At 63.5% G+C, this 24,859-nt stretch carries 12 protein-coding genes; 3 read left to right on the top strand and 9 right to left on the bottom strand.

The window, feature by feature from the left end:
• Positions 1–97: 97 nt before the first annotated feature.
• From IPM12_04555 to IPM12_04530, 6 genes are all read right to left on the bottom strand, one after another.
• On the bottom strand, positions 98–2,218 hold the full coding sequence (locus IPM12_04555) for an NAD(P)-binding protein (protein MBK9147079.1): 2,121 nt from the start codon (positions 2,216–2,218) through the stop codon (positions 98–100).
• A 69-nt stretch (positions 2,219–2,287) separates the two neighbouring features.
• On the bottom strand, positions 2,288–3,925 hold the full coding sequence (locus tag IPM12_04550) for an FAD-dependent oxidoreductase (GenBank protein MBK9147078.1): 1,638 nt from the start codon (positions 3,923–3,925) through the stop codon (positions 2,288–2,290).
• 66 nt (positions 3,926–3,991) lie between these two features.
• A complete protein-coding gene (locus IPM12_04545) occupies positions 3,992–7,198 on the bottom strand; it encodes an AAA family ATPase (GenBank protein MBK9147077.1) in 3,207 nt (1,068 codons plus the stop codon).
• A 327-nt stretch (positions 7,199–7,525) separates the two neighbouring features.
• Positions 7,526–7,861 carry an adenylate/guanylate cyclase domain-containing protein gene (locus tag IPM12_04540; protein MBK9147076.1) on the bottom strand — a complete coding sequence of 112 codons (336 nt, stop codon included), beginning with the start codon at positions 7,859–7,861 and terminating at the stop codon, positions 7,526–7,528.
• A gap of 1,246 nt (positions 7,862–9,107) precedes the next feature.
• The gene (locus tag IPM12_04535) at positions 9,108–13,655 is read right to left on the bottom strand and encodes a hypothetical protein (protein ID MBK9147075.1); all 4,548 of its coding nucleotides are present in this window, start codon (positions 13,653–13,655) and stop codon (positions 9,108–9,110) included.
• A gap of 408 nt (positions 13,656–14,063) precedes the next feature.
• Positions 14,064–16,244, bottom strand: coding sequence for a T9SS type A sorting domain-containing protein (locus IPM12_04530; GenBank protein ID MBK9147074.1), 2,181 nt, complete (start codon positions 16,242–16,244; stop codon positions 14,064–14,066).
• Between the two features lie 142 nt (positions 16,245–16,386).
• On the opposite strand from IPM12_04530, the gene IPM12_04525 reads away from it, so the two are divergent.
• Positions 16,387–16,800, top strand: a complete 414-nt coding sequence (locus tag IPM12_04525; GenBank protein ID MBK9147073.1) for a hypothetical protein — start codon at positions 16,387–16,389, stop codon at positions 16,798–16,800.
• A gap of 3 nt (positions 16,801–16,803) precedes the next feature.
• Here the strand turns inward: IPM12_04525 and IPM12_04520 are convergent, their stop codons facing one another.
• Positions 16,804–17,778: an OmpA family protein gene (locus IPM12_04520; protein MBK9147072.1), complete on the bottom strand. Its 975-nt coding sequence runs from the start codon at positions 17,776–17,778 to the stop codon at positions 16,804–16,806.
• A gap of 104 nt (positions 17,779–17,882) precedes the next feature.
• Here IPM12_04520 and IPM12_04515 point away from each other — a divergent pair, with 104 nt between their 5' ends.
• Positions 17,883–18,596: a hypothetical protein gene (locus IPM12_04515; protein MBK9147071.1), complete on the top strand. Its 714-nt coding sequence runs from the start codon at positions 17,883–17,885 to the stop codon at positions 18,594–18,596.
• Between the two features lie 6 nt (positions 18,597–18,602).
• Here IPM12_04515 and IPM12_04510 read toward each other — a convergent pair whose 3' ends face one another.
• Complete coding sequence (locus IPM12_04510) at positions 18,603–20,300, bottom strand: ABC transporter substrate-binding protein (protein ID MBK9147070.1); 1,698 nt, start codon at positions 20,298–20,300, stop codon at positions 18,603–18,605.
• 134 nt (positions 20,301–20,434) lie between these two features.
• On the opposite strand from IPM12_04510, the gene IPM12_04505 reads away from it, so the two are divergent.
• Entirely contained in the window at positions 20,435–23,926 is a 3,492-nt protein-coding gene (locus IPM12_04505) for a hypothetical protein (GenBank protein MBK9147069.1), read from the top strand.
• Positions 23,927–23,934: 8 nt separating this feature from the next.
• On the opposite strand, the gene IPM12_04500 is transcribed toward IPM12_04505, so the two are convergent.
• Complete coding sequence (locus IPM12_04500; protein ID MBK9147068.1) at positions 23,935–24,843, bottom strand: hypothetical protein; 909 nt, start codon at positions 24,841–24,843, stop codon at positions 23,935–23,937.
• Positions 24,844–24,859 lie beyond the last annotated feature (16 nt).

Below are 24,859 nucleotides of genomic sequence, written 5' to 3'. Positions count from 1 at the left end.
CACGGCCGCCACCATCCTCCGCACTGCTTGATGCCCAGCAAGCTTGCTCCTCTGAACAGACGCGTCAATAGCCGCAGGTTGCCTTCGCACGCACGGCTCAGCTCCGATGATAACCGGCGATGCCCTTGTCGATCGGCAGGCCCAGCATGACGTTCGCAGCCATGAGGCCGCTCATCACCGTGCCCTCGACGCAACCGGCGTTGATGGGGTTCCAGGTCCAGTCGCCGGATACGATCAGGTTGCCGAATCCGGTGTTGTCGGCGCGCAGCCGGTGCTGCGTGCTTCTCGGCACCGAAAGCGTGTAGCGCTCGGTGGGATCGATGTTAACGCGCCAGAATTGCGAGTCGAATCGCGCTTCGCCGCTGGCGTTGGCGGGGTCCGTGAGCACCTGCCAATCCAGTGCGCCGTTGGTCTGCGTCGCCTTCGGCCAGAGGAAGCCCGGGTTCTTTCGCAGCCAGTCGAGGGCGATGTCCTTCACGGCCTGCAGCTCACGCTTGGGAGCGTCCACATCGCTCTTCGGCGGGATGCCGCCGGTCATGGTGCCGCAGAAGTAGGCGATGTTGTTCACCGGGTACGCGGGCGGCCATTGCTCGCGCACGATCAACTGGCTCATGTCCGCCCAGGTGTTGAAGGGCTGCGCGTAGCTGTCGATCACGGGGCTCGGATCGTTCCAACCCAATCCCTTCAGGTCGGGCTGCAGCCAGAGCTGCATGGCCAGCGTGCGCGTGGTCTGCACCTTCTCGCAGGAATTCTTCCATAGCTCACTCCTCGCGATCAGCTCCGCGCAGATGTACGGATGAGCCGCCACGGGGATGCCGAGCACCACGACATCGAAGTCCTCACCGCGCTTCAGCGTCTTGCGGCCCACGGGCTTCCACGTGCTCCAGAACGATTCGAGGTTCACCTGCTGCGCCTTCAGGGCTTCACCCTCCACGAGCTGGTCGTAGAGCGGCTCGGCGGGCCAGCACGGCAGCCCGTTCACGTCCACCAGCGGATCGTAGCCGGTGTTCACGTCCTTCACAGTGGCCTGCACATCGATGTCGATGCTGTCGATGGTGGTGCCATCGGCGCTCACGTGCAGCTGGTCCACGCTGTGGAAGAACTTGAATTCCACGCCGCGCTTCTTCAGCACTTGGTAGATGGGGCCGAAGATGGTATCGCCCATGCCGGCCTGCATCTTCCAGAACACCGATCCACGGTAGGTGAGGCACATGCGGATGGCGAAATGCAGGAATGTCCCCGCGCCGAAAGAGGGCTTGCTCACATCGCCGCCATCGTACGCGAACATCAGGTCGTACATGCCGTGGATGAGGCCGCTGTTGCACGTGGTCTCGCTGGCGCCATGGGACCGGAGCCATTCCACCGCGTCGAGCTCGTCGAGCTCATCGAAGTCGATGACGCCGCTGAGGATGCCCGAGCCGGCGACACCCTGCATGCAGGCTGCGGAAAAGTCGACCAGCACGTAGAGATGCCGGGCCAGGTCGTTGTCGAGGTAGTCGCCGTGACGGCCCTGGTTCCAGGAACGCATGCGCCGCACCATGAAATGAACGCCGTAGTGCGGCTGCGGCTTGCGCTTGCCAGCAGCATCCTTCCCGCCACCGAAGAGCTTCCGGAAGAAATGCAACAGCATGCCGCCAAGCTCCATGAACACCGCCGCGAGCAGGAAGAAAAAGGCCGCGATCCAGTCGAAGAGCTTGTCGAGCCCGTTGCGCTTGCGCCCGTGCGGATAGAAGTTCTCCGCAGAGCTGATCACCATGATGAGCATGCCCAGCACGCGGACCAGGTGCCGCCACATGGAAGGGATGCCGAGGCCCGCGCCGGGCGTCTCGTCGTTGGGCGTGAAGTTGAGCGGCCAGGTTCGCCAGCTCTTATTCCATTGCTCGGCCAGCAGCACGAAGTCATGGCGCTTGAAGGCGTCGCTCCATTCGGCCAGCGGGGTCCCGGGCTTCCGGCCGTTCTCCTGGTACACTTCGCGGATGGCACGGAAGGCATTCTCATAAAAGCCCATCCACACGTGCAGGCCGTGCTCCTCGATGCGGCCGAAGGCGCCGCGTCCGCTTGCGCCCTTGCCCCCGGAGCGCCAGCCCATCTGGTAAACCGTCACCGATGAGAAGCGCTTCCGCCAATCGGGATCCGCGGTGATCTTGAGCGCCGTGGTCATGGAACCGACGCCGCTGCCGAGGATGGCCACTTTGGAAGGAACTGGAGACTTGAGCATGGAGTGGGTGTTGCGGATGTCGGGAGCTGTGAAAGTTGCGCCGGCGCGTGGCCAGGTTCGCACGGCTGCTCAGATGAGGCTCCCGTCCCAAGGGAGCCCATCCTTGAATCGGTTGAGGTCGTGGTGCCGCCAGGGCCAGAGGATGTCAGGTTCGTGCAGCGGCCAGATCTCGCAAGGCGTGGCGTTCGAGCCGCTGGCGCCGATGATCCCGTTCACGGCGCGGCGCGCGGCCTCATTGGCGCCTTCCATGGTGGCCAGGTCGGTATTGGTGCGCACGTAATCCGAGGCGAGGAAGAGGTTCGGGATGAGCGTGGTGGCTTCGGGGCGAAGCGACCATGTGTTGATGAGATTCACCAGCAGCGGCTCCGCGTTGGAAGTGATAACGCCCTTGTTGTCGTCCTGCGCGACGATGTCTGGATCGAGGTACCAGGTGACGAGGTCCGCATCGCTGAGCACCTGCTTCCCGTCCACATTGAGGCTCGTCTTCAGTTCGTTCCACACCTCCTTCATCACGTCCTCGCGCGTGCACTCTCGGGCAGCCTTGCCATTGATCCCCTTGGTGGTCCAATCGCTGATATCCACCGAAAGGATGCCGTTCACCTTGCCGTTGCCGAATTTGCTCAGGTCCACATCCGCCCAGAACTGGTGCTGCGAGACGGACGTGAGGGACCACTGCGAATCGATGTAGATGGTGTGCCCGTGATCGATGGGCTCGTCCTGCGCCAGGTAGAACTGGATACCATTCATCCACTCCACGTTCTTCGCCAGGGTGGGCAGGCCGCCGAGCTGCTGATCGATCGCGATCATCTGCGGGGTGATCAGCGGCGCGATGCGCTCAATGGGCATGGCGCACAGGTAGTAATCGGCCGTCACCGTGGATGGGGCACCGGACACTTCGATGTCGATGCCGGTGATGCCCTTCGCGTCGCAGCGGAAGCCCTTCACTTGGGTGCTCATGTTGTACTCCACGCCCCGAGAGCGCAGGTAGCTGAGCCAGGGCAGGATCCACACATCGTCGGTGGGGCCGTTGAGAAGGCGGTCGGCGCTGACGCCCGGCCGCATGATATCGAGCATCATCTGCGCCATGATGTCGCCCATGGTGCGCGCGCTGGCCTTGTGCGCCTTGGCGGCCACGAGCGAGCGCGTGATGCCGTGCCCGAAGAACTTCTGGTAGGCGGGCGATTGGTTATCGGCATCGATGAAGCTCCACCAATTGATGGCCTCGTACTCGGCGAGGCGCCGCTCCTGGCAGCTGGTGAGGATCTGCCACATCTTCCCCGCGAAGACCTTCGTGTCGTGATCGGTGATGCCGGTATTCGAGTTCTCGAACATCTTGAACACCGTCTTCAGGTCGTCCAAGCTGCGCGGGAAGCGCGAGATGGCCACCACGGGCGCCTTGCCGTACTGGGCCATCTCGATGCGCGTGGTCTGCACCAGGTTGTCGGCGCATGACCCGCTGCCGTACGGGATGCGCGACATGGTGTCGGGCAGGTGCTTGTAGAAGCGCGGGAAGAAGCGGAATCCGTGCTCGCCCGGGAGGTCGCGCCGGCCGTCGGTGCCGCTGTTCGGCACATCGATGCTGCGCGCTTTGCCGCCCGGCACTGGCTTGTGCTCATACACCGTGACTCGGAAGCCGCGCTCGACCAGCTCGTGGGCGGCGCTCATGCCGGCGACGCCGCCGCCGAGGACAATTACATGCTTGGACATGGGTGAAGCGATGTGGGTTGTGATGATGAGGCCCGCGATCTCTTCGTGGGCACATGGATGGTCTCTTTAAGCAGTCAGCAGCTGGCGTGCTTCTTCAAGGTCGGGCAGGCCGTGCCCTTCAGAGAAGGAACTGAGCGTTGTCCGTAACAGGTCCGTAGGCGCTGGCTTGCCGAGCTTGCGGCTTAGGCGAAGCCTGCTCGCGGCGGCGCGAAGAAGCCAGAGCTTTTCGTTCCGCCTCGAGGCGATTTCGATGGCGATGCCGATCTCCGAGAGCGCCTCTTCCTCCCTCTTCAGCCAAGCCAGGGTCTCGCCCTTCACGCGGTGAAGCTCCGCTTCATAGAGGCCTTCCTTCGTGCGCGCGATGATCGCCAGTCCCTCATCGAGCGCCTTCAGTGCGGCCGCGGGGTCGGCGTCGAGCAGGTGGATCTCCGCCACGCGCAGATAGAAGTTCGGCGCCGCCAGCTCCGCCCCCATCATGCGCCATATCGCGGTCTGCTGCGTGGCCAGCTCCAGGCCCTCCTTCACCTCGCCGCGGTGCGCCAAGGCCCATCCCACATTCACGCTCGCGGCCGCCACCCACCAAGGGAAACCGTGCTCGATCGCGCTGTTGCGGAAATCATTGGCGGCCGCCTCGGTGCGCTCGATGTCGCGGATGGCCGCGTACATGTGCGTCTTGCACGTGTGCATGTAGTCCGTGGTCCATGGGTGGTTCAAGGACGCGACAAGCTTCTCCGCCACGCCCAGCTCCTTGATCGCGGTCTCAGGCATGCCGCAGATGGCGCGCTGCCACAGGTTGTGCGAGTGCGCTGTCACGCACGGATCCTCGCCATATACCCAGCCGTGGCCACGGTGCGCCACCGGATCGTAGAGCTGGATCACGCGCTCCAGGTTGGGGATCGACGCCTCGGCATCGCCCATCCAGAATTGCGCGGCGCCCACGGTGTAGAGCGCTTCCATGAGCAGCTCGTTGTCACCGGTGCTTTCCGCAGTCTCCTGCAGCTGGCGTGCGAGGGCGAGGCCGGTCTCGTACTCGCCGCGCACCAGCCGGAACTTCACCAAGCCGTGCAGGATGGGGAAGATCTGCGGCGGATCACCCATCACCTTGCACAGGTCGCGCGCGCGGGTGAACGCCTTCTCCACATCCGGATGGCCATAGCCCCAGCGCTGCATATTCGCCAGGCCGAGGAAGGTCTGCGCCATCAGCTCGCCGCCGAGGCTCGCCGGGCCCGGTTCAAGCTTCGCGCTGTGCTCCACCGCTTTGTTCAGGTGCGCGATCGCCTCCGGTATGGCCGAGCGCTGCAAGGCCAGCTGCCCCGCCTTCTGCCAGCAGCCCATGGCCTCGGCATGCATCTCGGCTTCCGCGTAGTGATGCGCGATCAGCTCAGGCTGGGCATTCATCAATTGCGGATGCCGCGTCCCGAAGGAATCGGCGATGGCCTTGTGGTACTCACGCCGCGTGCTCTTCAGGAGCGAGCCATAGGCGGAGTCCTGGATCAGGGCATGCTTGAACGTGAAATGCGCTTCGGGAACCGTTCCGTGCTGGAAGAGCAGGCCCGCATCCACTAGCCGCGCGAGCTGCGCGGTGAGGTCATCGTGGTGCTTGCCGGGGATCGAGTCGATCATGGAATAGCTGAACTCCCGGCCGATCGTGGCGGCCAGCTGGGCCACCGGCTTGGCTTCTTTCAGGCGATCGATGCGCGCAGCGAGCGAATCCAGCAAGGTGGCCGGTACCGGCAGCTTCTCCAGCGGCGCGCTCAACTCATACCCCTGTTCGGTCTCACGGAGCATCTCGCCCTCGGTCATCATGCGCGTGAGCTCCTCAAGGAAAAGCGGCACGCCATCGGTCTTCATCAGGATATGGTCCACCACTTCCCTTGGGAGCCGCTTGCCTTTCGCTGCCTTATTGATGATGGCCTCGGCATCGGTGCGCGGCAGGCCGGCCAGGTCCATGGTGGTCAGGTTAAGGCGCCCGGCCCAATCATGCGAGAACATCGGACGATGTGAGAGCAGGCATAGCATCCGGCTCGATGGCGCGCGGTCGATCAGCTTGTCCAGGAGTTCCAAGGTGGAAGGATCCGCCCAATGCAGGTCCTCCATCACGAAGAGCACGGGCTGCGCGGCGGCACGCTTCAGCAGGATATTGACGAGCAGCTGGATCGTCCGCTCCTTCTGCTTCACCGGAGTCAGGTTAAGCGGAGCGCGGTCCCCTAGGGGGATAGAGAGCAGGGCCGCGATCAGTGGCACGGACGTGTTCAGTTCATAACCGTACTGCGTGAGCCAGCCTTCCACTTTCTGCAGCTGGCTCTCGGGCGCTTCGCCCTCGGTAATCTTCAACACGACGCGCTCTAGGAATTCGATGACCGGATGGAACGTGGAGTTGACATGGTATTGCGAGCACCGCAATTCCGTGAGCCATGCGTTGGGCTGTGCGGCGGCATGCTCTTTCATCGCTTGGACGATGCGTGACTTTCCCACTCCGGGCTCCCCATTCACCACCGCGACCTGGCCATGACCGAGGCCCGCCAGGTCCCAAAGCGCACGCAACCGATGGATCTCGGCCTTGCGGCCGGTGAATGGCGTCAAGCCCTCGCCCATGGCTTCCATGCGGCTGAGTGCGGTGCGCTCGTGCAACGCGCGGAAGAGCTGCACGGGCTTCGCGATCCCTTTCAGCTCATGCTTCCCCTTGTCCTCGCATTCGAAGAATCCGCCCAGCAGCTTGTGCGTATCGCCGGTGATAAAGACGGTGTTGAGTTCTGCTGTCGATTGCACGCGCGCCGCCAGGTTGGGCGTCTTGCCCACAATGGCGTCGGATTCAAGTTCTGCTCCTCGGCCCATATCGCCCACTACGACCAGGCCCGTGTGCACGCCCACGCGCACATCGGCATCCACGCCGAAGCGATCCTTGTACTTCATGCTGTGCGTGCGCATCGCCTCCACGATGGCGATTCCTGCCGCGACCCCGCGACGCGCGTCATCCTCATGCGCTTCCGGATATCCGAAATAGGCCAGGACGCCATCACCGAGGAACTTGGCCACGTATCCATCGTATCGCTTCACCACCGAGGTGCACACCGTCTGGTAGTCGCCAAGGATCTCCCGGAGATCCTCGGGATCGAGTTTCTCGGAGAGCGGCGTGGAACCGGCCAGGTCGCTGAAGAGCACCGTGAGGTTCTTGCGCTCGGCCCCGGTCTCGCGCACTTCAATCTTGGCTCCGCAGTTGGAGCAGAAGCGCGCGTCGTCGGAAACGGTCGTTTGGCATTTGGGACAATTCATCGGCTCTTGTTCGGGTGGGAACCAATATAGGATCGGCCATCCGATGGCCAAAGCCCTAACCAAACGCATCCATGAATCACATGACACGAACGCTGACCAGTGGGAGCGCCTCGACCAAAACTGCCAGCCTGGGAGACTAGTCCGTTGTGCCGACCGGACCATACACCATTATAGAGGTGGCGCCTTCCATCGCTCATCGCGCCTCCTTGCCCGGAACGCGCCTGGCTCGTTGAGCCGCTTCTCATCTTCGACCGACGAAGAAGATGCGCACCTCCTCCCTTTCGCCTGCACCGCGTCGCACGGGTTAAAGCGCAACGAGGATTCGTCCTAGACCATAGCGCACGTTGCCTCACTGATGTTCACCTGGCCCGCTTCGCCGGATGATCCCAATCGGCTGACAGTGTCCACGGTATCGCTCCAGATGCCCCACTCGATGTTCTCCAATCCAACAATGCCTGCGACCATCGGCCCCGTATGGATGGCGATGCGCTTCTCGAAGCAGCATCGTGATGCCACGGCCTTCCGCGCGCTGCCCTCGGCGATGAAGTCGCGGCCCTCCAGCGCGGCATTGATCGCAGCGCAGGCCTGCAGGAGCTCGGCAGGCCGAAGGCTCTTCGCGCAATGCTGCAAGTCGATCGGCGCATGGCCTCGCTCCAACTCCATGTAACCGAGCCCGCACTCTGCGCTCACCGCATCGCCGGGCCGTGCGGTCGTGTTGGCGAGCCCCCGCCCCCCCAGGCAGAGCGCTTGCGCCGCGTACGGTTCGGACCCGTCGCGCTCACGACGAACGCGAGCAGCGCATCGAAGCGGATGCTGCCATGCGCCGGCCCTTCGATCACGCGCCGCAGCGAGTCCATTGTGCGACGGTCCTTCGCGCGCAGAGCCCATGGCAGCCAGGCGTCGCGGATCACGGCGATTCATCCGCGCATGGCCGCGAGTTGCTCATTGCACGTTCATCACGCGGCGCCCTCCTCAACCGATTGCGGGCCGGGCACACTCCGATCCACCTGGAATCCAAGGTGACGATCCGGGGCAACCGCGCGCATGCCACGCGATGCGTTCGCAGTTCTCGTGATCAGCGATGTCGCATCGACTCGAACGATCACGATGCGCGGAGCACGCACCTCAAGGATACACTCCGCTCCTTCTGAAACCCTCGCCCAGCTCGTCTTTCCAGCATGCACCTGATGCGGCTCAATCGTTCGCTCCCATCAACCGCATCATCATCGCGGTCGTCGCGCATCAATTCGCATCGCATTTGATCATGGCTCGACGCGCTGATCATCGCGCGATCAATGGATCATCGTTTCAACGATTTCAACATAGTATGGTGAGCAACATTCTCATCGCATGTTGCGTACACATGCCCGAACGATGCTACGTTTGGCATCAAACCCATTTCACCATGGCTAAGAAAGCTGCAAAGAAGGCGACGAAGAAAGCTGCCAAGAAGGGCGCCAAGAAGGCGACCAAGAAGGCTGCGAAGAAGAAGAAGAAGTAGTGTCGGTTCACCGACGCACGAAGGGGTCCGGGTAACCGGGCCCCTTTGCTTTTGCAGCCGGTGACGAACATCGTGAAGCCTCATTCCGCGCGGCACCCAGCGCATCATTGATTCGGCGCGTGGCGGTCGCGAACCAAGAATCGCACACGCGGATCTTCCTCATCGAACATGCTTAACGGCCATCGACCCGATCGCTGCATGAATGCATGCTCGATGCGAACGCTGCACGTTCTAACTCCGGACTCGGCGTCTGGATCAGCCGATCAATCGCGACGTTGGCGATCTGCTGGCGCTGTTGTCGGCTCCATCCGACTGGCTGATCACCGGACATCGACCGATGAGGTCGGGGCGCATACGAAACGGGGACGAGCATCCGCCCATCCCCGCTCACCCGTTACGCTCCGGTAGCTATTCTACGATGATCCGCTCATGCAGCACCCTGTCTCCCACCTGGGCGATGCAGACATATAGTCCTGCGGGAAGGCCCGATGCGTCCCACTCGACCCGCCTCTTGACACCAGCCTCCAGCATGCCGCTCGCGATCACCGCCACTTCTGCGCCCGTGGCATTGACCAGCGTGATGCTCAGTGCCGCATCGTCCCTGAGGGAAGGAAGCTCAATCGTCGTCCAGCCGCGGGTCGGGTTCGGGAACACCAGCAGGTTGGTACCCTCATCGTCGTGCGTCACTGCGCCCTCTTCGAGGGCCATGCCTTGAGGCGGACAGGTGAGCAATCCGCTATTCATGTTACCGCCTTGATATCCGGAGTTGATGTTCCGCACAATGGTGTTCACCGTGTTGAAGGTGTAGGTGCTCACGCAGCCGCCCAGGGTCTGGTCCGCCAGATTCACGATCTGCTGCACGGTCCAACCGGCGAAGGTGCCTTGGGCCACGACCATGTCCTTGAGCATCACCGACGATGAGCTGAAAGAGGCATTCACCTCGTCGAAGCGGACATTCAGCTTCAGCGCAGTGAGGTTGCCGAGGAGTGAGTTGTTCACGGCGCCACCGGGATTCACCGTGGTGCCTGTGGGCAACAGGGCGAAGTCGCCGTAGAGCGGCAGCGCAGCGGCCACGGCCTGCGAAGTGGTGAAGCGGACCTGCCGCTGACCACACCCAATGGTGAGGTAATTGGGCGCTGGGAAAGCCGCAGCGAAGTTGCCGTGCAGGTAGGCCACTTGAGCCGAAGTGGTGCTGGTGGACCCCCATGTCGACTGCGTCTCGGTGCGGATCCCGACGCAGCTCGCCGCGGCCAGCGTGATGGTGGTGGAACAGGAGGCCGAGCAACCATTGCTGCCTGTCACGGTGCAGGTATAGGTACCGGAAGCGCTCACTGAAGCGGTGGCCGTATTCTGCACAGGGCTGGTATTCCATGAATAGATGTATGGTGATTGACCGCCGGTAGCGGTAACGGACACTGTGCTGGTGCTCGCGCTCGAAGAGCAGGAAAGCGTGGGACCGCTGCCCGTGCTGACGGTGACCGCTGCGCTCGTGGCGCTGCATGTGCCATTGCTCACCACAACCGTGTAGCTGCCTGCTGTCGAGGTGGCGTATGAGCTGCCCGTTGCGTTGCTCAGATTGGTGCCGTTGCGGCGCCATTGATAGGTGAGCCCGGTGCCGGTATTCGCATTCAGCGTAACGCTTCCGCCCCCGCAGAGGCTAGTGCTGCCGCCTGGGGTGATCGAGGCCGCAGGCGCCGCGTTCACGGTCACGCTGATCGCAGATGAAGTGCTGCTGCAACCGCTGCTGGTCACCCGGACGGTGTAGCTGCCCGCCAAGGTGGCGGCATAGGTCGATAGCGTTGCGCCGCTGATGCTCGTGCCGTTGCGCCGCCATTGGTAGGTGAGGCCGCTGCCCGTATTCGCGTTGAGCATTACGCTTGCTCCGCTGCAGAAGGTGGTGGGCCCGCCGGCGGCGATGGTAGCGGGTGGCGCGCTGCCGGTTGCGACCGTGGTGGCTGCACTGGTGGTGCTGCAGGTGCCGTTGCTCACCACCACGGTGTAGCTACCGCTGGCCGTGGCCGTATAGCTCGACGCCGTGGCGCCACCGATGTTGCTGCCATTGCTCCGCCATTGATAGCTGAGGCCGCTGCCGTTGCTCGCGCTCAGCACCACGCTGCCACCGGCGCAGAAGCTCGTTGAGCCGCCGGCCGTGATCGTGGCCGTTGGGGCGGCGTTCACCGTCACGGTCACCGCAGAAGAGGTGCCGCTGCAGCCGCTGCTGGTAACCACCACGCTGTAGCTGCCGCTGGCCGTGGCCGTGTAGGTGGACGCGGTGGCACCGCTGATGTTCGCGCCGTTGTTGCGCCACTGATAGTTCAAGCCGCTGCCGGTATTCGCGCTCAGCAGGACACTGCCGCCGCTGCAGAAGGTGGTGGCGCCGCTCGCCGTGATAGTGGCCGTTGTGGATCCCCCGACCGTGACCGTGGTGGCCGCACTGGTGGTGCTGCAGCCACCGTTGCTCACCGCCACGGTATAGCTGCCCGCCAGCGTTGCTGTGTGAGAGATCGATGTGGCACCGCTGATGTTCGTGCCGTTGCGTCGCCATTGGTAGGAGAGCCCGCTCCCGGCGTTGGCGCTGAGCACGACGCTGCCGCCGGTGCAGAAGCTCGTCGAACCGCCCGCCGTGATCGTGGCCGAAGGCGCGTTGGTCACAGTCACGTAAACGGAGGCCGAGGCTGTGGTGCAGCTGCCGTTGTAAACCCGCACGGAGTATTGCCCTGTGGCCGTGGCGCTGTAAGTGGAAGACGTTGCCCCGTTGATCCAAGCGCCGTTCAGCCGCCATTGGTATGTGAGGCCTGTGCCGGTGTTCGCACTGAGCAGCACGCTGCCACCGCTGCAGAAGGTCGTGGGCCCGCCTGCGGTGACCGTCGCTGCCGGCATGGCGTTCACAGTAACGACCATCGGCGATGAGGCCGTGCTGCACGTTCCGCTTGTCACCACTACCGTGTAGCTGCCGCCCAATGTCGCGGTGTATGAGGCCGATGTTGCGCTGCTGATGTTCGTGCCATTGCGTCGCCATTGGTAGGTGACGCCCGTGCCGGCGTTCGCGCTGAGCTGCACCGATCCGCCGCTGCAGAAGGTGGTGGCGCCATTGGCCGTGATGGTGGCCACGGCTGAAGTGGAAGCGCCCACGCACTGGCAGTTTGCGTTCCAGGAATCATTGATCGTGCAGGCGTTGCCATCGTTGCATGCGGTTCCGGGCAGGGCGGATCCCCCGAGCACGCCGTTGCAATCAGCCACTACGCCGCCGGCCGTCGCCTTTGCGCCAAGCGACAAGTTGTAATAGCTGCCGCAAGGCTCAACCGTGAGCTTCACCGCGCGCACCATATAAGCCTGGCCAGCCACGAAGGGGACCGTTGCGCTCACATGGCTGGTGCCCGCAACCAGGCTGTTGGTGATCCGCGTGATCACGCCCGTGGTGCCGTGAATGCTATAGAGATGGTAACCATCGACCGTTTCGCTCGAACCGGCCCATGCGAACGATGCGTAGCCGTTGGAATTGGTCACGGTAAGGTTCGAGGGCGGAGCGACCATCTTCTGCCGCAGCGATGGGTCGCCCATCAGGCCCAAATGGCACCGTCCGATGCTGCCCTGCCAGCCATCATGCAAGGGGGTGTACAGCCCGGAGTTGTTCATGGTGATCAGGGTGCTCTGGCCGATATTGGCGCCCATGCCCATGTGGTGGAAGTACCATCCGGGGATCGCCGACCACACGCTGGTGAGCGCCTGCCCGCTGCCCAGGGGCGCGCGCAGGAAATTGTTCTTGTTGTCCCAGTCGCCGAAGTAGCTGCCGAACGACATGTTGAAGACGCCGTTCATGTTCGAGGCGGCATATTCCTGCGTGGTGCCCACGTTGCCGGCGCCGTTGTACGTGAGCACGCCATTCACCGTCTGCTGCGACCCGCCACCGCTGCCATAGGTCCAGAGGTAGCTGTTATTGTTCACCAGCTGATACATGGGCGTGGCGTTCTGGTTGGCCGCCGTGATGTTGGCCGGGCCCACGAGCGGTGCCATGCTGCGCCAGCCCGACGCGGCCAGCGGGTTGCCCACCCACTGGATGTTGTCGAACATCATCCCGCGCTGCTGCGGGGTCCACTGCTTCACCTTGTAGTTGTGCAGCTTGTTCAGGTATGCGCGCGTGAGCTCCGTTTCATTCAGGCTGAAGGCGGGCATGTCGTAGAGGTCGACTCGGCCCACCTGCAGCTCGAGCGCGCTGGGGAAATTGCTCTGGTCGAATTTGCCGTCGCCGGGCACATTCGCGTTGGCGGGCCGCTGCGTGCCGGCATTGTTCACCGAGTTGTCCGTCCAGGTTCCGTTCAGCTCGCCGTAATAGCCGTCGCAAGGCCACGCACCGCTGTGCTCGCTATGCCCATCAGGAGCCTGATTGCCGGAGTAGGGCACCGCCAGGTGGCCGAGGATGAAGAGCGCCTTGGTGTTGGCGGGGTCTGCATTGTACTGCGATACGATGGTGCTCTTCACGGTCGCCAGCGGAGTAGTGCGCGCGAGGTCGGTGCGCGATACGGCCCAGCCATCCGCGCGAAGGTCATCCACCAGCGTGGCGATCTCGTAGCTGAGGCTGCTGCTGAAGGTGTTATCAACGAGCAGGATCATCCTTCCGCGGAAATCGACTGGCGGCACCGCGATGCCCGATGCGATATAGCCTTGGCTGGTGACGCCCCCGGCCACGCGCACCACCTTGTATTCGTATGGCGTTCCGATCGTCACTGCGTTATCGGCATAGCTCAGCGCACTCGAGGCGGGTGTTGCGATGGCCGCGCCCCAGCTCGTGGCATCAACGAGCTTCCGATAGATCGTGATCGACGTGGTGCTCGGCAGGGAGGTCCAAGCCAAGGTGATGCGCGCCGGCGACGACTGCACCGTGGCGCTCAGTTGCACGGCGGCTTTCTGCGAATTGGTCTGCGCCTCGGCTCCGCCGGAAACGGCGAGCAGGATCAAGGCTGGAAGGAGTGCGCGCAATAGTCCCGATTGTCCTCTGCTCATGGTACCATCTCGCTCCCTGGTTTGGACTGGTCCATCGTTCGGCTCCCTTGCCCGAGCCGCCGCCTTTCTTCCCGCGTGGAGCATCGCGCGGGATTCGGGCAGCCTGCGATCCATGATCGCATGAACAATGGCCTGCAAACTAGCAGGCCGTTTTCGAATCCATCGCATCTCAAGCAGCCCTTCTGCGCGTGCTCAGCGGCATGTCGAACAGGTTCATCCGGCATTCACGCAACCTCGCACCCGCAAGCGCCCGGTTCGTCGGGTCCGCGCTCATTTCTACCAACCGGGCAGCGCCTTCGTCGAAATGGCCGGGCGCAAGAAGCCCCCGTTACCGGGGGCTTCCTAAAGCGTGTTAACAGAGCTTCATCGCTTCACGAAACGGCCGTGCGCCAATGGCCCTTCAGGACCGGTAACCTTCACCAGGTATATGCCGCTGGGCAACTGGCTCACGATGATGCTGGCCGTGGCGCTGACCGCCGGTTCAGAAAGCACCCGCCGGCCATCGGCACTTAAGAACTCGATTCGATCGGCGCCATGAGGAAGTTGCACCGATACGGCATCCATGGCCGGGTTCGGGTGCAAAATGATGGTTGCACTGGTCTGCTCCATGATGCCCACGCTCATCTCCGTGGTGAGCACGCTCGTGTTGGTCCGGATCGGGTCGTTGAAATCGAAGAAGATGTCCGCCTCGTTCTCGAGCACCGTGCCGATGCTTAATCCATCCACCGGCCGCAACCGGAAGCTGGCGAAGCCCTGGCTGCCGAGCAGGTCACTGGCACTGTCCGGCAGCATGATGCTCGGGAAGTCGAAGCGGAGCACGCGACCAGGGAGCAGTTGTGCCGTGAAGGCATGCGATGCGCCGAGGATCTGCAGCGAGGCCAGGTCGTAGAGCGCGGAGATCGTGTCGGTGAGGAACACGTTGATGGCCTCGGCCGTGCCGGTGTTCTGGAAGCGGATGGTGTAATCCACGTGCGCGTCGAGGTCGAGGTAATAGACCTCATCGCTGGCGCGGCTGCTGGTGGCGGCCAGCTTGTCGTTGGGGTCGTAGGAACCGACGATGGTGCGCGCAATGCTATAGCTGTCATTGGCCGGATCGCTATCCGCTGGATCCGCGGTTGCTGTCGCCACGGCATCCACCACGGTACCGATCAGCCCTGCATTCGCGGGCACCGCCAGATTCACGGTGAACTGCGCGGAGCTGAAAGGGGGCAATGCCGCGATAACCCACTCAACCGATCCGCCGCCCGCCACTGTAGGCGATCCGCTCGCAGAGGTGAAGCTCAGCAAGGGGTCGTAGGTGAGCATTGCAGTCACCTCGCTGATCGCGTACGGCCCATCGTTGGTCACCGTGAGCGTGTAAGTCACGGGGAAGCCTGGCCGATGGACTCCTGCTTGCAAGGAAACGAACGCGTCGGGCCCATCCAACGGGTCCAAGGCGATATCGATGGTCGCGCCGGGATCGGCCGCGTCGAGGATGAATGCGGCAGGGAGCGTGGGGCACAGCGGGTCGTAACCATCGATGGTCGCATCCAAGGCATAGCTGCCATAGAAGAGCCCCGCGGAATAGAGTCCATCCGCATCGGTCAGGATGAAATGCTCACCGGGCTGCACGGTGAGCACGCGGTACGGCAGGCCGATGTCCGTTCCGTTCTGCATGCAATCGCCGTCGAGGTCGGCGTAGGCAACGCCGCTCACGGCGCCGCAGGGGTCGGTCGAGACCGGCACATCGATCTGGAAGGATTGGCTGCACCAGTTGCCGCTTGTGCCTGGGGGCGTGGTAGGCGTGCTGCCCGCGCTCACCCAGAGCACGTAGCTGCCGGCTGCGAGATTGGTCGCCGTGAACACGTTCCCATTGAGCACGCCATTCGCGGTGCCCGGGTTCACGAGGATCGAATCCGCGTCGGTGAATTCAACGACGAAGCCACCAGTTGCACCATCCGGGCAACTGCCGAGAACCTCCAAGCTCACGATCTCCGGGTTCATCGGCCCTACTACGTCCAGTCCGGAAATGGTGCCGGTGCAGCCATTGATATCGCTCACCGTCACGTTGTAGGTCTCATTCGCGCAAAGCGAATTGAAATAGAAGCCGTTCGGGCTGGCTCCGCCTCCTGGTCCGGGCGGATCGAAGGTCACCGTAAAGGGCATGGTGAGTCCGCTCAGAGGGATGTAGTAGTTCCAGTAGGCGTCGCATCCGCCGGCGCATGACCATGCGGTCGGAGCATCGGTGATTGGCGGGAATAGATCGGCGGTGAGCACCACCGTGGTGTCGCTCGACAATTCATTTCCCACGTTGTCCGTGACCGTAAGCGTATAGGTGCCCGGCAACAGGTCCGTAATGAAGCTCGTGCCTTGGCCTTGCGGGGGCGAAGGAGTCCACATGAAGGCATACGGCGCAGTCCCGCCCCAGACCGAGGCGATGATCCCGCCGGTGGCATTGCCGCAGGTGGCATGCTGTACGCTGAAGGCGATGTTGAGCGGACCCCCTTGGGCGTTCACGAGCAAGCTGAGCATGAAAAGGAAGGGCGAGAGCAGAATACGGGACATGGGCGGCGGTTTGGTTGCCCGATTGACGCGCCGAGGTGCTGGACTGGTTGCCCCATCGCTTCGGCGTTGATACTTGCCAAGCCCCTGGCGCAAGGATGCGCCTCCGGTTGCCATGGGCGAAGAGCAAACGTCCTTTGCCGCCATGGACAATCATCCCAGACTGATCGACACCCGATTGGCAACGCTCGAGCGTGCGGCCAATGATGTGGTCGAGGTGCGGGTCAAGCCGGATGTGAAGTTGGATGCGGCAGGGGTCGGCGAGATCGTGCGCGCCAAACGAGACATGTGCGCCAGCGAGGCGTCAGACATACTCATGGTGCTGCCCGCCGAGGTCGATTTCGACCTGAGCGTGCTCGCTGTGGATCACCACGCCTTGAATGGCGGTTGCGGGCTTGCCCGGCGACTGGCCTTTGCCGCAACAAGCCCTTTCAATGAGCGCCTTGCCCGGATCTACTTCCGCTACCATCCACGCGATGGCGAGACGGCCGTGTTCCTCGAAGAGGCCGATGCGCGAGCATGGCTCACTCAGGGAATGCAGCAGCCATCGCTCTCGTAGCGCTCAGTCCTTCACGAGCTTCATCAGCTCATTCAGGTCGGGCGCCAGGATGATCTCGATCCGGCGGTTCTTCGCCTTGTCCGAGGCATCAACGGGCACATACTCGCTGCGGCCTGCAGCGGTAACGCGCAGGGGGTCGAGCTTGCTGCCCTCTTGCATGATGCGCACAACGCTGGTGGCCCGCATCACGCTCAGGTCCCAATTGTCCTTGAGCGCGCCGCTGCCGAGCACTTTGTCGGTATCGGTGTGGCCTTCAACCAGCACGTTCAGGTCCTTCTCCCCCTCGATGGCCTTGGCCAGCTTCACGATCAGGTCCTTCCCCTTCGCATCCACCGCATAGCTGCCGCTGGGGAAGAGCAGTTTGTTCTCCATGCTCACGTAAACACGGCCTTCCTTCTGCACCACGGTGAGGCCATTGCCCTCGAAACCGGTGAGCGCGCTGCTCACGCGATCCTTCAGCGCTTTCATCGCCGCGTCCTTCTGCGCGAGTTCGGCCTGCAATGCCGAGAGCTCCGCCTCCCGCTCCGCCAAAGCGGCTTGCTTATCGCTCGCGCGCTTCGCCAGCGCTGCAACTGAATCCTCGCGGTTCATCAGGTCGAGGCGCAAGGCCTCCAGGTCGCTCAGGAGCTTGCGATTCTCAGAGCCGGATCCTGCGAGCAGCTTGTTGTACTTCTCCAGCAGCTCGTTGTTGAGCTTGTTGATCTTGTCATACTGCACCGTCATGGTGCGCAGGGAGGTGCCCATCACCGAGGTGTCCTGCTCCAACCGGACCAGGCGGCGCTTCATCTCCTCGTTGCTCCCGCGCAGCTCTGTGAGGGCCGTTTCGGCATCACGTGACCTCGCCGCAGCGGCTTCGGATTCGGCCATGGCGGCCTTGGCCCGTGCCTTCTCTTCTTCATACTTGCGGCTGGGCACGCACGCCGCGAGCAGGGTTGCGGCCGTGAGCAGTGCAAGGGGCGTGTTGCGGATGAGGCTCATGGTTGATGGTTCGACGGCCAAAGGTGCCGCAGTCACCATTGGGGATAGACGCGGGGGAACATTATTTTTGAACAGCGCGTTCCATCGGCGCTGACGATCCGGACATGAGCACCTTGCCGAAGGATTGGGCCTACGCCCCCGCCTTGGATGCGGAACTGAAGCGGTACCTGCTGCTTGCCTACCTGCAACGCGTGGAGCGGTCGTTCGCGGAGCACAAGCTCTATCCGTTCCTCTCCGACCTCGACGCGCACATCACCGAGCTGCGCCGCCTTCGGTCCGACCTCGAGCGGATGCAGCGTGCGCTGTGCAAGGAGCTCAGCGGCTTCGATTCGGAGACCGGCGGCGCGATCCGCGAACCGCTGCCCCCCGATCCATGGCTCACCATCGTCGATGAAGTGATCGGAGCCTCCTTGCCGGAGCTGGCGCACATGCATGGCAATGGCCTCGCTCTGCGCGATGAGATCTCCAGGAGCATCAAGTTCGGGCCTGTGGGCCTGCTGCCCTTGGAGCCGCGGGCCGGATGGCTGCTCTTGCGCGCCGGGCGCGATGCGAGCGCCTATGCTTTCGAGCTCGCGCTGGTGCGCGCACCGCACGGCGATGATCCGCGCCGCACGGTCCGCACACGCTATGTCACGAGCTTCTCCATGGGGATCGCGAGCACCTTCGAGCGCATCAAGGAATCACTGATCGTTCGCGACCCGCTGCTGCCGAACCCAGCTGTCTTCGCGTTCGAGACGGATCTGAGCCTGCCGCGGATCGAGACCTACATGCCCGTGGCCAAGCAATTGCTCTATGAAGTGATCGGCAAGCCCGCTTGATCCGGCCTACTCGCTTCTCGGCTCCATCCACACGGTGCGCAGGTCGCGGTACTCCATGCCGTTGATGGGGAAATCCTTCACCCAGGATTGCACCAGCCGCACGCTGCGCTCATGGTAGAGCGGGATGAGAGGCAGGTTCTCCATGAGGCGGTCCTCAGCCAGTGCGAGCAGCCGCATGCGCTCGGTGGGCTCCGCGGTGCGCCCCGCAAGGGCGAAGAGCGAATCGAACCGGGCATCGCGGTGGCGCGTGCTATTCAGCGTGGAAGGCGCACTCGTATCGGCTGGCGCATTCCGGCCATAGAAGAGCGCGAGGAAATTCTCGGGATCCGGATGGTCGGCGATCCAGCCCTCACGCCAGAGCAGCGGCTGGCCCATCTCCACGCGCTGGAAATGCTGTTCCGCAGGGAGCACGCTGGTGATCACGCGCGCGCTCAGCTCCTGCTCGAGCATCGTGTGCACGGCCTCGGCCACCTTCACGTAGCCGAAGCCGTTGTTGTTCACCTGCAGGTGGATCGTGGGCAGGCCCTCGCCGCCCGCATAACCGGCCTCTGCGAGCAAGCGCCGCGCTTCCACAGGGTCGTATTGGATGCCCCGCACCAGGTCGTAAGGATAATCGGCCAGCCCCGGAGCAACCGGGCCATGCTCCGCCACGATGCCCAGTCCGTCGAGCACCGTATCGACGATGGCCTCCCGATCGATCGCCAGGGCGAACGCGCGGCGCACCCGTGGATCGCTGAACGGCGGCTTGCGCGTATTGAGGCCGAAGAACTGGATCGAGAGCGCGGAGGCCATCTGCACGATGTATCCAGCGTCAGGCCGCATCACCTCGGTGCGCCCTACCGGCAGTTCGTACACCACGCTTAGCGCACCGGCGAGGAAGGCATCGAGCTCATCCTCCTTCTCTGCGACGAAGGTGTAGCGCACCGCATCGAGGTAGGGCAGCGAGGCGCCATCGGAATCGGTTCCCCAGTAGTTCTGCCATCGCTCCAGCACCAGCGCTTTCCCGCGTTCGAAGCTCTTCACCTTGAATGGTCCCGTGCCCACCGGTCGCCAAAGCACATCCGCGCCGTATCGATCGATTGCCTCTTGCGGGTAGATCCAGCAGCCCTGATGGGCCAGTACATGCAGGAAGCCCGGCCATGGTGAGGAGAGCTCGATGCGCACGGTGCGCTCATCGGGAGCGCTGATGCCTTTCACGGGCTCGCTTGCAGGAGCGCCACTGGCGAAATGCGCGTTGGCTCCCAGCACGCGGTCCTGGAATAGCCAGAACATGCTATTGCCGGGATCCTGCGTGCAGATCCGGTTGAGGCAGAGCACGACATCGCTCGCTGTGAGTTCGCGGCCGGTACCATCCGGAAAGCAATCCGCATCATGGAAGCGAACGCCCGTGCGCAGGGTGAACGTGTATGCCAGCCCGCTGGGGTCGACCTGCCATGATTCTGCCAGGCCCGGAATCACCGAAAGGTCCTGGGCATCCATGCGCACCAGGCCTTCATACACCTGGGAGCCGATCCGATGCGCAGAGGCCTGCACCAAGCTGAGCGGGAACAGGCTGCGCAGCTCCTCGCTCTCATTGGCTGAGAAAACCCCGCCGTAATACTTACCCGAGGGGGATCGACGTTCGCGTGGGGCTTCCGGGGCGCCGCAGCCGGCTGTGAAACCAAGAACGATAAGGATCAGTGCCTTGCGCGCGGAGAATGGCATCGGTGAAGGTGGCGGGTAAAAGTACCCGGGCGCCCAACCTTGGGCGGCGGCTGCGGCCAGCCTCCATCAACAGCGCCTTGGTGAAGAGGGCGCGCATCCGGCGATCCGCCGTGCCGGTACTTTGCCACGACCGCATGCCCACCAACAGCCGATCATTGTTCACCCGAGCCTGCACGGTGCTCACCTGGCTGCTGCTCATGGCCTTATCAGGCGGTGCTCGCGCGCAATCGAACCTGCGCGAGCGATGGGTGAAGCCGGTCGGCGATACGATCCGCATCGACACCGTCAGCCTGGTGCCGGGCAGCCTCATGCTCTTCTCCGACAGCATGCCGGTGCCGGTTGAACGTTACATGGTGCTGCCCTACCAAGCCATCGTCGTGTGGAGGGGCGCACCGGATTCCGCGCTCGCGCGCTACCGCACCATGCCCCTGCTGCTCGGCGGCCGCTTTCAGCACAAGGACCCCGCCGGCATCATCAGCGATCCGATGCGCCCCGACCCATTCCGCTACGTGCCGCCCAAGCAGGAAGCCGACCTCCTGGGCCTGCGCGGCCTGCAGCGCAGCGGAAGCATCTCGCGCGGCGTGCTCTTCGGCAATAATCAGGACCTCTCGGTGAACTCGACGCTGAATCTTCAACTAGGCGGGCGCTTGACGGACCGAATAGGCGTGGCCGCCAGCATCACCGATAACAACATCCCTGTGCAGGCCGGGGGCAATACAGCCGAGCTCCAGGACTTCGACCAAGTGTTCATCAAGCTCTTCGAGGAAGGTGGCCCCGGGCTTGGCAACCGCTGGGAGCTGATCGCGGGTGATTTCGTGCTGCAGCGCCCCAAGAGCCATTTCCTCACTTACCTGAAGAAGGCCAAAGGGCTGAGCTTTGAATTGAACGGGAAGCTCGGTTCGGCCCGCACGAGCACCAGTGTGAGCGCGGCCGTCAGCAAAGGCAAGTTCGCTCGCAACGTGATCCAGGGCATCGAGGGCGTGCAGGGCCCCTACCGGCTGCGCGGCAACGAAGCGGGCTCCGTGATCATCGTGCTCTCCGGAAGTGAACGCGTGTACATCGATGGCCAAGAGATGCGCCGCGGCCAGGAGAACGACTATGTGATCGACTACAATACCGCCGAGCTCACCTTCACGGCCCGCCAGCTCGTCACCAAGGATCGGCGGATCACTGTCGAGTTTCAATACTCCGACAAGAACTACGCGCGATCGCTGCTACGCCTCGAGGAAACCATCATCTCCGGGCGCACCACCATGCGGCTGAATGCGTACAGCGAGCAGGACCATCGCAACCAGCCGCTGCAGCAGCGCCTCACCGATCAGGAGCGGCAAGTGCTGGCCGATGCCGGCGATGATCCGCTCGCCGCCGCTGCCAATGGGGCCGACAGCACCGGCTTCGTCACCGATCAGGTGCTGTACCGCCGCACCGATTCACTCGGCTACGCGCCCGTGTTCGTGTACAGCACGGATCCGGATTCCGCGCAATTCCGTGTGGTCTTCAGCCAGGTGGGAGACGGCAACGGGGATTATGCGCTGCAGGAATTCACGCCGAATGGCCGCGTGTTCCGATGGGTGGCGCCCGACACGGTCGATGGCATCGTTGTGCGCCGCGGCGATCATGCGCCCATCCGCCTCCTCGTGGCCCCGCGTTCCCAGCAGCTCTTCACCATCGGCGTTGAGCACCGGTTCAATGCCCGATCGAGCTTCAGCGCCGAAGGCGCGTTCAGCCACCTCGATCAGAACACCTTCAGTCCCAAGGACGGCGCGGATGACGACGGCTTCGGCCTGCTGCTGAAAGGAATGCATGCGATCCCGGTGAGCGCGAAGGACACATCGCTCCACCTCGTGCTCGGCGCCGAGGCCGAGGGCGTGAGCCGTCACTTCCGGTTCGTTGAGCGCTACCGCAGCGTCGAATTCGAGCGTAACTGGAACGTGCTCGGCCTCGCCCTCGCCGCCGATCAACTACTGGCTGGCGCTTCTGTGGGCATCCGCGGGCGCAAGCTCGGTCGTGCTGCCTACGGCTTCGGCACCTTCCAGGCCGATGAGGTCTACACCGGCTACAAGCACGACGTGCACAGCGACCTGCGCCTTGGGCGCGTCGACCTGCAGGGCACGGCCAGCTGGCTCACAGCCGATGCGATCCGCGCGAGCGAGTTCCTGCGCAACAAGGGGCAGGCGCGCTATCGCCTGAAGCCCTTCACCTTCGGCCTCAGGAGCGAGAATGAGCGCAACCTGTTCACAGTGCAAGGCCTGGAGGGGGCGCAGGCGGGCTCCTACGCCTTCGAGGACCTCGAGGCCTTCGTGCAAGCGCCCGATTCCGCGCGCAACAAGTGGCGCGCCTCGGCCGGCCGGCGCACGGACCATGCGCTGCGTGACGGATCTCTGCGCACCAGCACCGTGGCCGATGCCTACTCCGCCAGCATCGACCTGGCCAGCAACCCGCGCAACCGCTTCGCCGCAACGGCCACCTATCGCGCCTTGCGCGTCGTTGACAGCGCGCTCACCGCGCTGAAGCCGCAGGACACCTACCTCGCCCGCATCGATTACGACCTCACGCTCTGGAAAGGCGTGGCCATCATCGATCTATTCAATGAATTCAGCTCGGGACTCGAACAGCGCCGCGAGTACATCTACCTGCAGGTGCCGGCCGGGCAAGGGCTCTATATCTGGAATGATTACAATGGCAACGGCGTCAAGGAGCTCAACGAATTCGAGCTGGCCAACTTCGCCTACGAGGCCGATTACCTGCGCGTGTTCGTGCCGAGCAACGATTACGTGCGCAGCTTCGGCAACCAATCGAGCGCGTCGCTCGACCTGAGGCCCGGCGTGAAGTGGGCCGATGCCGACGGAGCGATGGGCTTCATCGGCAAGTTCTCCGACCTCTTCTCCATGCGCGTCGATCGCCGCTCGGCCAACCCGGATCCACTGCGCGTGCTCGACCCCTTCGCGCCAGAGCGCACCGACCCCTTGCTCACCTCCTTCGCGGCCAGTACCCGCAACACCGTGTATTATGATCGCTCCGGGCGCGTGTGGAGCATCGACCATAGCTGGCAGAGCGATCGCACGCGCAACCTGCTGCTCAACGGGTTCGAGTCGCGCTCCCGCGATGCCAACACGGTGCGCGCGCGCCTGAACATCACCCGCCGATGGACGCTCGACGCGGAAGGCGAGCGCGCGCGAACGGTGAGCTCATCGGACCTGCTCAGCGGCCGCTCATGGGCCATTGAGCAGGATGCGCTGAGGCCCCGCCTCACCTGGCAGCCGAACACCAGCGTGCGCGCACAGGCCGCTTACAAGGCCACCGCCAAGCGCAACCGCGCAGAGGGCGGCGGGGAGCGCGCAGACCTGCAGGACATCGGCCTTGAGCTCCGCTACAACACCGCCGGCAAAGGCAGCCTTCAGCTCGCCATGAACTGGGTGGAGATCCGCTATGATGGCGCAGTGAACAGCGCGTTGGGCAACGAGATGCTCGGGGGGCTTCGGCCCGGGACCAACGGCACCTGGAGCGTGAGCGTGCAGCGCAACCTCAGCGGCAACCTGCAAGTGGACCTCACCTACAACGGCCGCTTGAGCGAGGGCGCGCCCGTGATCCACGTGGGCGGCGCCCAAGTCCGTGCATTCTTCTGAGCGGCGTCCTACTTCAGGTTGAAGCTCGCCTTTGAAACGAGCGAGCCCGCCTCGTACACCTCTACGATGTACTGACCGGTGCGCAGCTCCTCACCGCCCGTCCAGAACACGCAGGCATCGAGCGGCTGGTTCTGGTAGTTCACCTCGCGCTTGGCGCTGTATTCGCCCTCAACGCCGTTGAACTTGAATCGGTTGTTGCCGTCGCTGGTCGGAAGCACCTTGCCATCGGGGCTGATCACGCGCATGTACAAGGTCTTGTCACCGGCGCTGGTCACCTTGTTCTCCCCGAGGGTGAAGCAGCACTTGATCATCTCGGCCTTGTTGGCGCGCTCGGTATCCACTTGCTTACCGCTGTTCCGCACGAAGAGCGCGCCGGCCGTGATCGAGGTGGTATGCAGCACCGCGCCCTTTGCCACGATGCCCTCGAGCGCCGCCTTCTCGGTGGCCAGAGCCTGCTTCTGCGCCTTTTCCTCGCCGAGCTCCTGCGTGAGCTGCTGCTTCTCGGCGGTGAGCTCCTGGTTCGCGCGGTTGAGGGAATCGATCTGCGCGATGTAGTTCTTCATGATCGCGCGCAGCGTCTCCGCCTCCTTCTTCGCTTTCGCGAGGCTGTAATTGCCGCTCTTCACCTTGTCCATCAATTCCTGGATCTGCTGCTTCTGCAGCTCCAGCTCCTGGCGGATGGTGTCGTTCTCGGTCTGGAGCGAGTCGTAGCTGTTGAGCGTGCGCTCCAGCATTCCCAACACGTCCTCATTGCGCGTCTCGAGGGCAGCCACCTGCTGCTGGCCTTGTTCCACCTCCTTGCCGCGCTGCATCAGGAGCCACAGCATCACCACATTGCTGATCAGCAGCAGCACCACCAGCAGCAGCAGGCCGGTATTCGAGCGGGATTTCCCGGCTTGCGGGGTGTTGGGTTCCATACGTTGAGGGATGCGT

It is taken from the genome of Flavobacteriales bacterium (assembly GCA_016716605.1).
Classification (GTDB): Bacteria; Bacteroidota; Bacteroidia; order Flavobacteriales_F; family PHOS-HE28; genus PHOS-HE28.
This window is presented reverse-complemented; position numbering and strand designations above follow the sequence as displayed.

Bases quoted from the DNA above. Each gene is read 5' to 3' on its own strand.
- IPM12_04555 (MBK9147079.1), bottom strand. From the start codon at position 2,218: ATGCTCAAGTCTCCAGTTCCTTCCAAAGTGGCCATCCTCGGCAGCGGC.
- IPM12_04550 (MBK9147078.1), bottom strand. From the start codon at position 3,925: ATGTCCAAGCATGTAATTGTCCTCGGCGGCGGCGTCGCCGGCATGAGC.
- IPM12_04545 (MBK9147077.1), bottom strand. From the start codon at position 7,198: ATGAATTGTCCCAAATGCCAAACGACCGTTTCCGACGACGCGCGCTTC.
- IPM12_04540 (MBK9147076.1), bottom strand. From the start codon at position 7,861: ATGGAGTTGGAGCGAGGCCATGCGCCGATCGACTTGCAGCATTGCGCG.
- IPM12_04530 (MBK9147074.1), bottom strand. From the start codon at position 16,244: ATGTCCCGTATTCTGCTCTCGCCCTTCCTTTTCATGCTCAGCTTGCTC.
- IPM12_04525 (MBK9147073.1), top strand. From the start codon at position 16,387: ATGGACAATCATCCCAGACTGATCGACACCCGATTGGCAACGCTCGAG.
- IPM12_04520 (MBK9147072.1), bottom strand. From the start codon at position 17,778: ATGAGCCTCATCCGCAACACGCCCCTTGCACTGCTCACGGCCGCAACC.
- IPM12_04515 (MBK9147071.1), top strand. From the start codon at position 17,883: ATGAGCACCTTGCCGAAGGATTGGGCCTACGCCCCCGCCTTGGATGCG.
- IPM12_04510 (MBK9147070.1), bottom strand. From the start codon at position 20,300: ATGCCATTCTCCGCGCGCAAGGCACTGATCCTTATCGTTCTTGGTTTC.
- IPM12_04505 (MBK9147069.1), top strand. From the start codon at position 20,435: ATGCCCACCAACAGCCGATCATTGTTCACCCGAGCCTGCACGGTGCTC.
- IPM12_04500 (MBK9147068.1), bottom strand. From the start codon at position 24,843: ATGGAACCCAACACCCCGCAAGCCGGGAAATCCCGCTCGAATACCGGC.